The sequence below is a fragment of the Rhodanobacter sp. OR87 genome (assembly GCF_000473345.1).
Taxonomy (GTDB): domain Bacteria; phylum Pseudomonadota; class Gammaproteobacteria; order Xanthomonadales; family Rhodanobacteraceae; genus Rhodanobacter; species Rhodanobacter denitrificans.
In genome coordinates, this window is sequence record NZ_AXBJ01000002.1 from 271,015 (window position 1) to 284,149 (window position 13,135).

The following is a 13,135-nucleotide window of genomic DNA, read 5'->3' on the forward strand; positions in this document are numbered from 1 at the left end:
GGCGTCGGTCGCTGGCGGGTGGGTGTCAATCGTCGGACATCGCGCGTGCCGCGTTCCACATGGCGCGGGTCAGCGGACGATGCTCGTGCGGCGTCTGCAGCACGATCAGGGTGGTGGTGCTGGTGCTGGCACCGGTTTTCAGCAGGCGGTCGAGCACGGCTTCGAGGTGGCCGATCGACATCGCCACCACGTGCAGCAGGGCCGAGTCCTCGCCGGCCAGCCGGCGGCATTCGAGCACCTCGGGAATGTCCGCCACCAGTGCGCCGATGCGCGCGCAGGTGGCGCCGTCGCAACGCAGCCGGATCATCGCGCTGATGCCGTAACCCAGCCGCTTCGGATCGACCGTGGCGCGGTAGCCGCTGATCACCCCGGCTTCCTCCAGCCGCTTCACCCGCTCGGCCACCGCCGGCGCGGACAGGCGCACCTTGCGGCCCAACTCGGCGTAGCCCAGGCGCGCGTCCTGCTGCAGCGCTTCGAGCAGCTGCCAGTCCTTGGCGTCCAGTTCCGGCTTCGGTTCCATGACTTTCGATTCCAAGGCGGGACCCCGAAAAAAATGATTCGATCGCTGGCGAAGTGCCGAGAAAACGATCCGGCGCATTATTCCCCGGTATGAGCGGCAAGACTAGGATGCGCACTTCCCCACCCCAGGAATCCGTCCCCATGGATACCGTTGAACGTCTCGATGGCCGCGCCCTCGTCGCCATCGCGATTGCCTTGCTGACCTGGTCGTCGGCGTACGCCGCGATCGCGTACGCCTTGCCGGCCTTTACTCCGGGCGAGGTCGCGTTCGCGCGGCTGCTGATCGGCTCGCTGTGCTTCGCCGTGCTGCTGCGGGTGAAGCGCGTGCCGCTGCCGGCGCGGCGCGACTGGCCGCTGCTGGCGCTGCTCGGCGTGCTCGGTCTGACCGTCTACCACCTGTGCCTGAATTACGCCGAGACGCGGATCGCCAGCGGCACCGCCGCGATCCTGATCTCGCTGGTGCCGGCCGCCACCGCGGCGGTGTCGGCGCTGTGGCTGCGCGAGCGGCTGGCGTTGCGCAGCTGGGTCGGGCTGGCGGTGGCGTTGCTCGGCACGGTGCTGGTGGTGCTGGCCAGCGGGCAGCGGGTGGAGGTCGATCCGAAGGCCTTGCTGGTGCTGGTCTGCGTGATGGTCTCGGCGATCTTCTTCGTGGGCCAGAAGGCGCTGTTCGCGCGCAACAGCATGCTCGGCGTCACCGCGTTCGCGTTCTTCGCCGGCACGCTCGCCGCGCTGCCGTTCGGCTGGCATTTGCCGCAGGCGCTGCTGACGGCGTCGCGGGCGCACATCGGCGCGCTGCTGTGGCTGGGCATCGCGCCGACCTTCGTCGGTTATCTGGCGTGGAACATGGCGGTGAACCGTGCCTCGGCCTCGCGGGTCAGCAGCTTCATCTACCTGTCGCCGCCGATCGCGCTGCTGATCGGCTGGTTGTGGCTGCACGAGGTGCCGAACGCGCTGATCCTGGTCGGCGGCGCGATCACCGTCGGCGGCGTGGTGCTGGCGAATGCGCGGCGGCGTGCCGCGCCGGTGTCGGCCGCGCCGGTCGAGGCGTGCGAGCAATGCTGAGGGACGCGTGATGGGTCATCTTTTCGACCTGGCGCAGCAGGCCGCGCAGCTGGAACAGACCTGGCGGTCGCAGCGGCTGGCGCGCGTGGGCGATGCCAGCCTCAAGCTGCTGCGCATGGATGCGCAAGCCTATCCGGACGAGACGCATGCGTACGCCGAGGGCCTGCTGGTGCTCGAAGGCGAATTGCGCCTGGACGTGGCGGGTGAGGCAGTCACCGTGGCGGCGGGCCAGCTCTGCATGGTGCCGGCCGGCGTGCCGCATGCGGTGCTGCCGGGCAGCAGCGGCACCTTGCTGATCATCGACGCCTGAGCGGCGCTCAGTTCAGCCGGGTGAGCTGCAGCACCTGCGGGTCGTCGGCGTGGTCCAGCAGCAGGCGCTGCACGCGGCCCTGCCAGGCTTGCGCGAATGCGGCGCGCTGCTCCGCGGTGGCCTCGGGGTGGAGCGCGCCGACCATCAGCTCGCGCAGGTTCGGTGCCGCCGGCACCGTGGCCAGGTCCAGTTCCACTGCCACGGCGGTGCCGTTGTCGCGGCGGCGGAACTGCACCGCGCCGGCGCCCGACGAGGCCGCGTAGCCCAGCAGTGCCTGCCGCACGAAACGGCCGCCGATACCGTGGAAGCCGTTGCCTGCCGCGGCGCCGGTGACCAGGGTCAGCACCTGCGCGATCACCCCGGTGACGCCTTCGTCCTCGGCGGCCGGCATGCGCACCGTGACGCCGCCGCGCTCGGCCGGCTCGCCCGGATACAGCGCACGCAATGCCGTGCGCGCCATCAGCCAGGCGCCGGCCACGGTGGGGCAGGAATGGCCGGCCAGCCGCACGGCATCGACATAGGCGTATTCCAGCAGGCCGTCGTCGGCGGCGCCGAGGAAGGCCGCCAGCGGGTCGCGCATGCGGATGCGCGGGGCCTGGTCGTAGAACGCGGGGTAGTTCATGCGCGGGGGCCGCTCACTCGACCGGCAGGCCGGTGATGCCGAAGTCGATCACCACCGCATCGGCGTCGCGCTGGCGATAGGTCACGGTGAGGTTGTCGCCCAGGCGCTCGCGCAGCTGGGCGATCAGCGGGATCGGGTCGTGGTCGTTGACGAAGCGCATCGTCTCGCCGCCGCGCAGCGCGCCGATGGCGCCGAAGATCGCCGAATGGCGGAAGCGGCGCGCCACGCCGCGGGCGTCGAAGAGGTGGACGTTCTGTTCGGCAACGGCATCGATGGACATGGTGGGGGTGCTCGCAATCAAGGGAGCGCCCAACATACGCCGCGCGCCGCGGCGCGCCACTGATCTGGATCAGGGCAGCTCTAGAACTTGTACGCGCGATGGATCGCCACGATGCCGTTGCTGAGGTTGCGCACCTCGACGCGGCCGAAGCCGGCGCGCTCCATCATGCCCTTCAGGGTGGCCTGGTCGGGATGCTTGCGGATCGACTCGGCCAGGTACCGGTAGCTGTCGGCGTCGCCGGCGAACAGCCGGCCGAGTTTCGGCAGCACCTTGAACGAGTGGAAGTCGTACAGCTTGCCGAACAGCTCGCTCTGCACGCGCGAGAACTCCAGCACCAGCGCGCGGCCGCCGGGCTTGAGCACGCGGCAGATGTCGGCCAGCGCCTGGTCCTTGTCGGTGACGTTGCGCAGGCCGAAAGCCATGGTCACCGCGTCGAAGCTGTTGTCGGGGAAGGGCAGGCGTTCGGCGTTCAGCTGCGCCCAGCGCAGGCCGGCGACCAGGCCGCGGTCGGTGAGGCGGTCGCGGCCGACGCCGAGCATCGCCGCGTTGATGTCGCCGACCACCACTTCGCCTGCGTCGCCGAGCACCGGTTTCAGCAGTGCGGCGATGTCGCCGGTGCCCCCGGCCAGGTCCAGCACGCGGTCGCCGCGACGCACCCCGCTGACCGCCACGAAATGCCGCTTCCACAGCCGGTGGATGCCGAGCGACATCAGGTCGTTCATCAGGTCGTAGTTCTTCGCGACCGAGGTGAACACCTGGCCGACCAGCTTCTGCTTGTCGCCGACCGGCACGTCGCGGAAGCCGAAGTGGGTGGTGGATCTAGGTGGGGTTTCGGGCTGATTGTTCATTGGGGCGATGTTACAGGGAACGGGGTTCAAGGCTTCGGCATCGGCCAGGGCGTCGCTGCCGGCGAGCCGCGCGTCAGAGCGTCGGCTTGCCGTCCTGCTTGTAGACCACCCCGTCCTTCATCACGAAGCTGACGTGCTGCATGGCGGTGATGTCGTCCAGCGGATTGCCCGGCACGGCGATCACGTCGGCGCCGCGGCCCACCGCGATGCGGCCGAACCGGTCCTGCTGATGGAGCAGTTCGGCGGCATGGGTGGTGGCGGCCTGCAGCACGAACATCGGCGGCATGCCGGCCTGCACCATGTAGGCGAACTCCCTGGCGTTGTCGCCGTGCGGGTAGACGCCGGCGTCGGTGCCGAAGGCAATCTTCACGCCGGCCTTGTACGCCTTGCCGGCGGTGTCCAGGATCAGCGGGCCGACTTCCTCGGCCTTGCGCGCGACCTGCGGCGGATACCAGCCCTGCTTCGCCTTCTCCATCACGTACTGGCCGGCGATGATGGTGGGCACGTACCAGGTGCCGTGTTCCTTCATCAGTTTCATGTCCGCCGCGTCCATGAAGGTGCCGTGCTCGATCGAGTCCACCCCGCCGAGCACGGCGCGGCGGATCGCCTCGGCGCCGTGTGCGTGGGCCGCCACGGTGAAGCCGTCGTCGTGCGCGGCGGCGACCACGGCCTGGATCTCCTCCAGCGTCATCTGCGGGTTGCCGGAGCTGGAGCTTTCGTCCAGCACGCCGCCGGAGGGCATGATCTTGATCAGGTCGGCACCGTCCTTGTAGTGCTGGCGCACCGCCTTCCATGCCTCGGCGGGCGAGTCGATGATGCCGTCCTTCGGGCCGGGGTCGCCCTGCAGGTCCCAGCGGAAGCCGTTGCTCGGGTCGGCGTGGCCGCCGGTGCTGCCGATGGGCTTGCCGGCGCTGAAGATGTGCGGGCCGGGCACCAGGCCGGCGTTGATCGCGTTGCGCAGCGCGATCGACGCATTGTCGTCGTCGCCGAGGTTGCGCACCGTGGTGAAGCCGGCCAACAGGGTGCGCTTCGCGTAGACGGTGCCGCGGATCGCATGGTCGGCCGGATTGAGGCGGAACTTGTCGCTGTAGGAGTTCTTGCCGAACTGCATGGTCAGGTGCGTGTGCGAGTCGATCAGCCCCGGCATGCAGGTGGCGTCCGGCAGCCTGGCGACGCTCAGGCTGCCGGCTGTCTTGCGGTACGGCGCGGGGTCGACGGCGCCGGGGCGGATCTCCTTGATCCGGCCATCCTCGACGACCAGCGTGGTCTGGCCCAGCATCCTGCCGGCCACGGGATCGAGCAGGCGCGCGCATTCGATCAGGTTGAGCTGCGGGCCGCCGGTCGCATCGGGGGGCGGCGCATCGGCGCCGGCGGCGAGCGGAAGGCACGATGCGGCGACGGCGAGCAGCAGGCGAGGCATGGACATGGGTGGTTCCCCTGGCGGCAGTGCGGCCATCCTACTCGGCGGCGTCGCGGTGCGTGGGCGTCGGCTCGGCAGCGTCGGGCAGGCGGCGATCGCTGCCGCTGCGCCGCTCGTGTTCGCGCTGCTCGGCGGCGACGTGGCGCGCGTGCAGCGCGGCGTCGTCGCTGTCGGCGGGGACGTAGGTGCCCTCGACGGCACCTTCGCGGGCGTCGGCGGCGGGTGCCTCCCAGTCGTTGCCGCCGGGGGTGATCTTCAGGATCGAGTGGCGCACCTCGCGCGAGAGGATCACCCGCGCGTCGCGCACCATGCCTTCCAGCGCGGCGTCGTAGTCGAGCTTGCCGGCGTCGTCGGTCCACACGATGCGCCGTTCGCGCAGCTTCTGGATGAAACCGCGGAACAGCGCCTTGTCGAAGAACTCCGGCGCGGTCAGCTCGTTGAGCAGGGACAGCCGCTGCGCGGTGAGCGAGCAGGCGTTCTCCAGCTCGGCGCCGGTCATCGTGTGGGGGCCGTTCTTGGCCAGCGCGGCGATGGTGATGTAGTAGCGCTCGAAGGCCTGGATCAGGCTGCGCGCGATCACCTTGAGCTGGTAGGCACCGTCGTCCTGGCCGGGGCTGCGTTCCAGCACGCGGCCGTCGCTGACCGCTTCGAGCAGGCCGCGGCGCACGAAGAAATCGATGGTGGCCTGCAGTTGCTCGGCGAAACCGTCGGTATCCCACGGCAGGAACAGCTCGCCCTGGATGAACGGATAGATGATCCGGCCCAACCGCAGGATCGAGGCGCGCGACATGCGGCGGTTGTTGAGGAAGCAGCACGCCACCCACGCGGCGGTGGCGGTGAGGTGCAGCACGTTGTTGCGGAAATAGCTGAGCAGCACCGCGCGCTCGCCGGTGGCGGTGAGCACGTCGCCCAGCGGGTGCTGCACGCGCTGGATCCAGCCCATTTGCTCGCCGTAGGCGATGATCGCGGCCGGGTTCATCGGGGTCAGCGTGATGCGGTCCGAGTACGGCAACTCCTCCAGCATCGTCTTGCCCAGCTCGAGCTGGGTCAGCAGGTCGCTCTCGGCCATCGCGTGCTTCGGCGTGGCCAGCAGGGCCAGCGCCAGCAGGTTGATCGGGTTGACGTCGGCGGCGCGGTTGATGTTGACCTGGATCTGCTCGGCGAGGCGGTCGGTCACCGCGCCCAACCATTCGGGCTTCGCCTCGGGGTCGGCGCCGGCGGCGCGCCAGTCGTGGCTGGCCGCGTCCAGCAGCGGGGTCAGCTCGATCGGTTCGCCGAAGTTCAGCGCCACGTGGCCATAGCGCTGGCGCAGCACCTTGAGCCCCTTGAGCAGGCCGAGCAGCGACTCCTTCTCCTTCGGCTGGCCGCTGAGCTCGCCGATGTAGCTCTTGCCCTCCATCAGCTTCTCGTAGCCGATGTACACCGGCTGGAACAGCACCGGCCGGCGCGGCGCGCGCAGGAACGCGCGCACCGTCATCGCCAGCATGCCGGCACGCGGCGCCAGCAGGCGGCCGGTGCGCGAGCGGCCGCCCTCGATGAAGTATTCCATCGGCACGCCGCGGTCGATCAGCTGCGCCACGTATTCGTTGAACACCACCGAGTACAGCGCGTTGCCGCGGAAGCTGCGGCGCAGGAAGAACGCGCCGCCGCGGCGCAGGATCGGCCCGATCACCGGCAGGTTGAGGTTCACTCCCGCTGCGATGTGCGGCACCACCACGCCGGACACGTGCAGCTGGTAGCTCATCAGCAGGTAGTCGGCGTGGCTGCGGTGGCAGGGCACGTAGATCACTTCGTGGCCGGGCGCGGCGGCGCGGGCCTTGTCGAAATGGTGCATGGCGATGCCGTCGTACAGCTTGTTCCAGAAGTTGGAAAGCAGGAACGAGGCCGAGCGCACCACCGGATGCGAGTAGTCGGCGGCAATCTCCAGCACCAGCTGGTGCGCCTTGCGCCAGGCCTTGGCGTGGCTGATCTTCTCCTTCGCCGCGGCGGCGGCGATCGCGGCACGCACCGGCTCGGCGTTCAGCACCGCGTCCACCACGGTGCGCTTGTGCGACAGGTCCGGTCCGATCACCGCGGCGCGGATGCGGTGGAAATGGGTGCGCAGCACCCGCGCGACCTTGCGCGCGAAGCGCTCCGGGGTGATCCCGCCCGATTCGTCCAGCGTCTGCCGCAGCGACACCGGCGTGGAGAAATGCACCACCGTGTCGCGCCCGTTCAGCAGTAGCGCCAGCATGCGGCGGAAGCGGCCGACCATCACCCAGTTTTCCGAGAACAGCACGCGGAACCAGCCGCTGTCGCGGCTGGGCGCGCGGCCGACGTAGATCGATACCGGCACGATCTGGATGTCGCTGCCGGGCAGGCCTTCCAGCGAGTGCACCAGCTGCCGCAGCGCTTCGTTCGGGTTGCGCTTGCGGTTGCGCCCGAGCAGGCTGCCGTCGCGCCGCGCCAGCGCGAATACCGAGCGCCGCCGGCGGGTGCCGGCCAGCGGCCGCATCGGGTTGGGCAGGCCGGCTTCGCGGCAGGCGCGCTGCAGGATCAGCGCGTCGGAAAAGCCGTCGCGCTCGATCACGTAGCAGACCGGCACGCCGGCCTGCAGCAGGGCCGCGGGCTCGGCCGGGTCGCGGCGGATGCGCACCCAGGGCTGCAGCAGCTGGCCGGCCAGGTTGAACCACCAGGGGGCACGGGGGCGGGCGGAGGAGTCCGCGGTGGTAGTCATGGGCATCCGTCCATTCTAACGGTTGCGTCGTTCAGTCTTTCGTTACGGCGCTGCCGGCGCTGGCGGGCGCACTGGCGGTGGCCGCCTGCTGCAGCTGTCGGTGCGACTGGCGCGCGTTCTGCAGCAGGTCCTCGCTGTACCAGCGGCCGTTCTCCTGCACCAGGGTCGCTTCGGTCGACAGCGGCTTGCCGAGCAGGGTGTAGTCGATCTTCACCACGGCATGGCCGTTGTCGTTGGACAGCGGGGTGAGCTTGACCGAGTCCAGCGTGTCGTCCACCGACAGGCCGTAGATCGCCAGCAGGCGCTTGAGGCCGCCCCAGGCGACGGCGTACTTGCCCATGGTCGCGTCGAAATCCATCGCGTGCAGCTGGTCGGGGTCTTTCAGGTCCAGCTGGCGCGCGGTCGCCACCGCCACGCCGACCGCCTGCTGCGCCCGGGCCTGGTCGAACCACGGCGTCTGCCGGGCCCACGGCAGCAGCACGTCGAGCACGCCGTCGGCCTGGGTCTTCTGCGCTTCGCTGAGGGTGCGGCTCTGCGCGACGGCGCTCTTCAGCATGGCCTCGCCCACGCTGACCAGCATCGGCAACTGGTCCTTGTACTGCTGTTCCATCGCGGCCAGCTTCGGCTGCAGCTCGGCGTAAAGCCTGGCCGCCGCGTCCGGCCCGCCGAGCTTTTGCATCGCCTCGTGGAAACGGGCGCGATCCGCGGCGCTGATCGGCCGCGCGTCGCGCTGCTGCAGGCTCCAGTCGGCGCGCAGGTTGGCGTAGTCGGCCGGCGGCAGCGCGTGCTTCCACAGCCGGTCGAAGTCGCCGGCCTTGAGCAGGTCGATCGAGGCCTGCAGCGCCGCTTGCGGCGTGCTGCCGCCGGCTTGCGCCGCCTCGTCCTTGCCGTGGCAGGCGCCCAGCAGCAGCGCGGCAAGCAGCATCGGCATCGCGTGGCGAAGGAAGGGCAGGCGCATCGGCGGGGTCTCGCGGCAGGCGGTGGCGGGGGAGGCGCCACGGGGCGGGTGAGCGCGCAGGGTAAGGGCCGCGGCGGCGGCGAAACAAGGGCGCGGCGCAAGTTTTCGCGAGGCCGGAAAAGAAAACCCCGCGGGCGTTGGCCTCGCGGGGAAATCCGGCAGAGCCGGAAGGGAAATGGCCTTGCCTGCGAAAGATCTGGTCAGCAGGTGTTGGCGGACGAAATATTACTTGCTCGTTAAAGCTGAGGCAATACTTTTCTTTTGTATTATAAAGTATTGTTTATAATCACTATTTTCTACTCGTAGCGTAGCGCATCGATTTTCTGCCGGCGCCGCTGCTCCGGCGGCGCGCTCCAGTCGTTGTTGAACAGCGCCGGCTCCCACGAACCGTAGGTTGCATTCGGCAACACGAACCAGCGCGAGCCGATCCAGTTCATGTACGGCACCATCGCCCGCTGGCGACCGGCGGCGTTGTTCGCCAGCACCGTCACGAAGTCGCCGATCTGGTCACCAAACTGCATCAGCACGCGGTACTTGCGGCTGATCAGCTGGCGCCGGCAGCCCTTCTCGGTGCCGACCTGCTCGCAGCCTTCGACAAAGGTGCCCAGGCCGAGGAACGCCTGCGGGCCGAAGACCGGCAGGCCCACCTTGCGCAGGTTGGCCAGGGTGACCTGGTCCAGGTCCTTGGCGCGGTTGGACACGTAGAGCACGGCGATGCCGTGCTTCGCGGCGAACTGGGTGAACTCGACCACGCCGGGAAGCGCGCGCGCGCTTCCCTGCCGGCACCATTCGGCCCAGTCCGCCTCGTTGTATTCGCCGCCGCTGCGCACCAGGCGCGCCTGGTACGGCGAGTTGTCCAGCACGGTTTCGTCGATGTCCAGCACCACCGCCGGCTGGAGGCCGCCGGCCGGCGCCACGCGCTCATCCTTGGCCAGCGCGTCCCAGTGGCGGTCCTTCATGGCGGCGAGCAGGCGCGCCTGGGCGTCGCGGTAAGTCTGCAGGTAGATCAGGTCGTGCTCGATCGCGGTCTGGCTCCACGCCACCGCGTTGAGGTTGTCGTTGGCGGCGACCGTGGTTGCCGCCGTGGCCGGCGCAGCGAGCGTCGCCGTGGCCGCAGGGTGGCGGGGAGCGCCGGCGCAGCCGGCCAGCAGGGCGAGCGCGAGCAGGGACGTGGAAAGACGAAGCCGCATGAAGGCGTTCCTTGGAAAACAAGCGAAGCGAAACAATGAACGCAGTTTACGACAGCCCCGTGGCAGGGCTGGCAGCCATGGCGGGCTGCTGACAGACTGGCACTCCCGCTCCCCACGGTTTCGTCTCGCATGGACTCCAGCCTGCCCGCCCTGCGTCCGCCTTCGGCGGTCGTCCGCTACGCGAGTTACCTGCTGGCGGGCGCCACCTTGCTGCTGGTCGTGGAGATCCACCTGCTGCCGGCGCTGCTGGCCGGCCTGCTGGTGTTCGAGCTGGTGCAGACGATGGTGCCGCTGCTCGGCCGGCGCATTTCCGGCGACCGCGCGCGGGTAGTGGTGGTGGCGCTGCTGGGCGCGGTGGTGGTGGGTCTGCTGATCCTGCTGATCCTCGGTGCGATCAGCCTGTTCCACGCCGAGATCGGCAATCCGCAGCTGCTGTGGCAGCAGCAACTGATGCCGCTGGTGGAGAAGGCGCGCCAGCAGTTGCCGCCGATCCTGGTCAACAACCTGCCGGACAGCGTCGACGACCTGCGCGTGGGCGCGATCGAACTGGCGCGCAAGCACGCGGCCACCCTGCAGCTGGCCGGCAAGGGCGCGGTGCGGGTGTTCGTGCACATCATCATCGGCCTGGTGCTGGGCGCGATCGTGGCACTCAGCCGCACCCGCCCGGCGCACCAGATGGGGCCGCTGGCGGCCATGCTGAGCCTGCGCTGCCGGCGGCTGGCGGAGGCGTTCCACAACATCGTGTTCGCGCAGGTCAAGATCTCGCTGATCAACACCCTGTTCACCGCGATCTTCCTGCTCGGCGTGCTGCCGCTGATGGGCATCCACGTGCCGCTGGCCAAGACCCTGGTGGTGGCGACCTTCGTGGCCGGCCTGCTGCCGGTGCTCGGCAACCTGATCTCCAACACCGCGATCGCCGTGGCCGGGTTGTCGGTGTCGCTGGGGGTGGGTATCGCCGCGCTGGTGTTCCTGGTGCTGATCCACAAGCTCGAGTACTTCCTCAACGCGCGCATCGTGGGCACCCAGATCCGCGCCCGCGCGTGGGAGCTGCTGGTGGCCATGTTGCTGATGGAAGCGGTGTTTGGCCTGCCCGGCGTGATCGCCGCACCGATCTACTACGCGTATCTGAAGAGCGAGCTGGAAGCGGAGGGCCTGCTGTAGGCGCGCATCGGTTGCAGGTCTCCGCTTGCGGGCGACGCTTTCCCGAATCCCGCGCCCATCAGCCGCCGGCCAGCATCGCCTTGATCCGCGCCATGTGCGACTCGGCGGTCTCGCGGGTCACTTCCTTGTCCGCTTCGGGGTCCTTGCCCTGCCAGTGCAGGTCGGCCTGTGGCAGCTCGTGCAGGAAACGGCTGGGCTGGTTGCGGTGGATGTCGCCGTAGCGCTTGGTCTGCGCCGACCAGGACAGCGTCAGCAGTTCCTTGGCGCGGGTGATGCCGACGTACATCAGCCGGCGTTCCTCGTCGACGCGGCCTTCGTCCAGCGCGCCCTCATGCGGCAGCGTGCCGTCCTCGCAGCCGACGATGAAGACGAAACGGAACTCCAGACCCTTGGCCGAGTGCAGGGTCATCATGCGCACGGCATTCCCCGGCTCGTCGCGGTCGGCGTGGCTGAGCAGGGCCAGCTGCGAGGCGAGGTCGCCGGCCGTGTTGCCGCCTTTCTGCATCGCGCGGAACCAGTCGGCCAATTCCTGCAGGTTGCCCAGCTTGCGCTCGCGCACGCTGGCGTCGGGCGTGCCGGCGGCGATCTGCGCGGCGTAGCCGGTGCGTTTCAGGATCAGCTCGACCAGGTCGGCGGCGCTTTCATGCAGCGAGGCGCTGCGCAGTTCGTCCAGCAGATTGGCGAATGACGCCAGCGCGGCGGCCGGGCGCGGGGTGAGCTGGCGCAGCACGCCGTCGCTGCGGGTGGCGTCGAGCAGGGACGAGTGGCGCGACTGCGCGAGCTGGCCCAGCTTCTCCAGCGTGGTCGCGCCGATCTCGCGCTTCGGCACGTTGACCACGCGCAGGAACGCGGCGTCGTCGCTGGGGTTGGTCAGCAGGCGCAGGTAGCAGAGCAGGTCCTTCACCTCGGCGCGGTCGAGGAAGGAAAGCGCACCGGTGAGGTGGTACGGAATCCGCGCCAGGCGCAGCGCCTTCTCCAGCGGCCGCGCTTGGAAGTTGCCGCGGTACAGGATCGCCATGTCGTCCCAGCGCGCCTTGTGCTTCTCGGCCAGCGTGGTGGCGATCGCGGCAATGCGTTCGGCCTCGTGCTCGGCCTCCTTGCATTCCAGCACGCGGATCGGCGCGCCTTCCGGGTGCTCGCTCCACAGCTTCTTTTCGTGGCTGTGCGGGTTGTTGGCGATCAGCGCGTTCGCCGCGCGCAGGATGCGCCGCCCGCAGCGGTAGTTCTGTTCCAGCTTGATCACGCGCAGGTTCGGCCAGTCGCGGCCGAGTTGGTCGATGTTCTCGGGATTGGCGCCGCGCCAGGCGTAGATGCTCTGGTCGTCGTCGCCCACGCAGGTGATCCCGCCGCGCTCGCCGGTCAGCACCTTCAGCAGGCGGTACTGCGCGTCGTTGGTGTCCTGGTACTCGTCCACCAGCAGGTAGCGCAGGCGCTCGCGCCAGGCGTCGCGGCATTCGGCGTCGCTTTCCAGGGTGCGCAGCGGCAGCCGGATCAGGTCGTCGAAATCCACCGCGTTGAACGCGGCCAGGCGCTGCTGGTACAGGTCGTAGATGGTCGCCGCTTCGAGTTCGCGCGGGCTGCGCGCGGCGGCCAGCGCCTCCTCCGGCGACAGCCCGCCGTTCTTGGCGCGGCTGAGCAGGTTGCGCAGGCCGAACAGCGCGTCGTTCTTGATCCCTTTCGGCGCCAGCTCCTTGACGATGCCGCCGCTGTCGTCCGCATCCAGCACCGAGAAGCCGCGGCGCAGGCCGGCGCGGGCGTGTTCGATCTGCAGGAATTTCAGCCCCAGCGCGTGGAACGTGCTCACCGTGAGCGCGGCCGCGTCCTCGCTGCTGACCAGCTTCGCCACGCGCTCGCGCATCTCGCGCGCGGCCTTGTTGGTGAAGGTGATCGCGGCGATCTTCGACGGCGCCAGCTTGCGGCGCTGGATCAGGTAGGCGATCTTCTGGGTGATCACGCTGGTCTTGCCGGAACCGGCGCCGGCCAGCACCAGCAGCGGGCTGTCGCAGTGTTCGACGGCGGCCAGTTGTTGTGGATTGAGCATGGACCGAG

At 69.4% G+C, this 13,135-nt stretch carries 12 protein-coding genes; 3 read left to right on the forward strand and 9 right to left on the reverse strand.

Annotated elements, in window-relative coordinates:
• Positions 1 to 25 precede the first annotated feature (25 nt).
• On the reverse strand, positions 26 to 520 hold the full coding sequence (locus tag RHOOR87_RS0102920; RefSeq protein WP_007513721.1) for an Lrp/AsnC family transcriptional regulator: 495 nt from the start codon (positions 518 to 520) through the stop codon (positions 26 to 28).
• A gap of 140 nt (positions 521 to 660) precedes the next feature.
• Here RHOOR87_RS0102920 and RHOOR87_RS0102925 point away from each other — a divergent pair, with 140 nt between their 5' ends.
• The gene (locus RHOOR87_RS0102925) at positions 661 to 1,581 is read left to right on the forward strand and encodes a DMT family transporter (RefSeq protein WP_007513723.1); all 921 of its coding nucleotides are present in this window, start codon (positions 661 to 663) and stop codon (positions 1,579 to 1,581) included.
• A gap of 10 nt (positions 1,582 to 1,591) precedes the next feature.
• Positions 1,592 to 1,891 carry a cupin domain-containing protein gene (locus tag RHOOR87_RS0102930; protein ID WP_007513726.1) on the forward strand — a complete coding sequence of 100 codons (300 nt, stop codon included), beginning with the start codon at positions 1,592 to 1,594 and terminating at the stop codon, positions 1,889 to 1,891.
• Positions 1,892 to 1,898: 7 nt separating this feature from the next.
• On the opposite strand, the gene RHOOR87_RS0102935 is transcribed toward RHOOR87_RS0102930, so the two are convergent.
• From RHOOR87_RS0102935 to RHOOR87_RS0102965, 7 genes are all read right to left on the reverse strand, one after another.
• On the reverse strand, positions 1,899 to 2,513 hold the full coding sequence (locus RHOOR87_RS0102935) for an FmdE family protein (RefSeq protein WP_007513728.1): 615 nt from the start codon (positions 2,511 to 2,513) through the stop codon (positions 1,899 to 1,901).
• Between the two features lie 13 nt (positions 2,514 to 2,526).
• Positions 2,527 to 2,793, reverse strand: a complete 267-nt coding sequence (locus RHOOR87_RS0102940; RefSeq protein ID WP_007513730.1) for a DUF2249 domain-containing protein — start codon at positions 2,791 to 2,793, stop codon at positions 2,527 to 2,529.
• Between the two features lie 80 nt (positions 2,794 to 2,873).
• Entirely contained in the window at positions 2,874 to 3,641 is a 768-nt protein-coding gene (gene ubiE, locus RHOOR87_RS0102945; protein ID WP_027484179.1) for a bifunctional demethylmenaquinone methyltransferase/2-methoxy-6-polyprenyl-1,4-benzoquinol methylase UbiE, read from the reverse strand.
• Positions 3,642 to 3,714: 73 nt separating this feature from the next.
• Positions 3,715 to 5,067: an amidohydrolase family protein gene (locus tag RHOOR87_RS0102950; RefSeq protein ID WP_027484180.1), complete on the reverse strand. Its 1,353-nt coding sequence runs from the start codon at positions 5,065 to 5,067 to the stop codon at positions 3,715 to 3,717.
• 31 nt (positions 5,068 to 5,098) lie between these two features.
• The gene (gene plsB / locus RHOOR87_RS0102955; protein WP_027484181.1) at positions 5,099 to 7,777 is read right to left on the reverse strand and encodes a glycerol-3-phosphate 1-O-acyltransferase PlsB; all 2,679 of its coding nucleotides are present in this window, start codon (positions 7,775 to 7,777) and stop codon (positions 5,099 to 5,101) included.
• A gap of 31 nt (positions 7,778 to 7,808) precedes the next feature.
• Complete coding sequence (locus RHOOR87_RS0102960; RefSeq protein WP_027484182.1) at positions 7,809 to 8,735, reverse strand: hypothetical protein; 927 nt, start codon at positions 8,733 to 8,735, stop codon at positions 7,809 to 7,811.
• A gap of 296 nt (positions 8,736 to 9,031) precedes the next feature.
• Entirely contained in the window at positions 9,032 to 9,925 is an 894-nt protein-coding gene (locus RHOOR87_RS0102965) for an HAD family acid phosphatase (RefSeq protein ID WP_015448907.1), read from the reverse strand.
• A 129-nt stretch (positions 9,926 to 10,054) separates the two neighbouring features.
• Between RHOOR87_RS0102965 and RHOOR87_RS0102970 the strand changes: the two genes are divergently transcribed.
• Positions 10,055 to 11,086 carry an AI-2E family transporter gene (locus tag RHOOR87_RS0102970; protein ID WP_015448906.1) on the forward strand — a complete coding sequence of 344 codons (1,032 nt, stop codon included), beginning with the start codon at positions 10,055 to 10,057 and terminating at the stop codon, positions 11,084 to 11,086.
• Positions 11,087 to 11,144: 58 nt separating this feature from the next.
• Here RHOOR87_RS0102970 and RHOOR87_RS0102975 read toward each other — a convergent pair whose 3' ends face one another.
• Complete coding sequence (locus RHOOR87_RS0102975; protein WP_015448905.1) at positions 11,145 to 13,127, reverse strand: UvrD-helicase domain-containing protein; 1,983 nt, start codon at positions 13,125 to 13,127, stop codon at positions 11,145 to 11,147.
• Between the last annotated feature and the right edge of the window lie 8 nt (positions 13,128 to 13,135).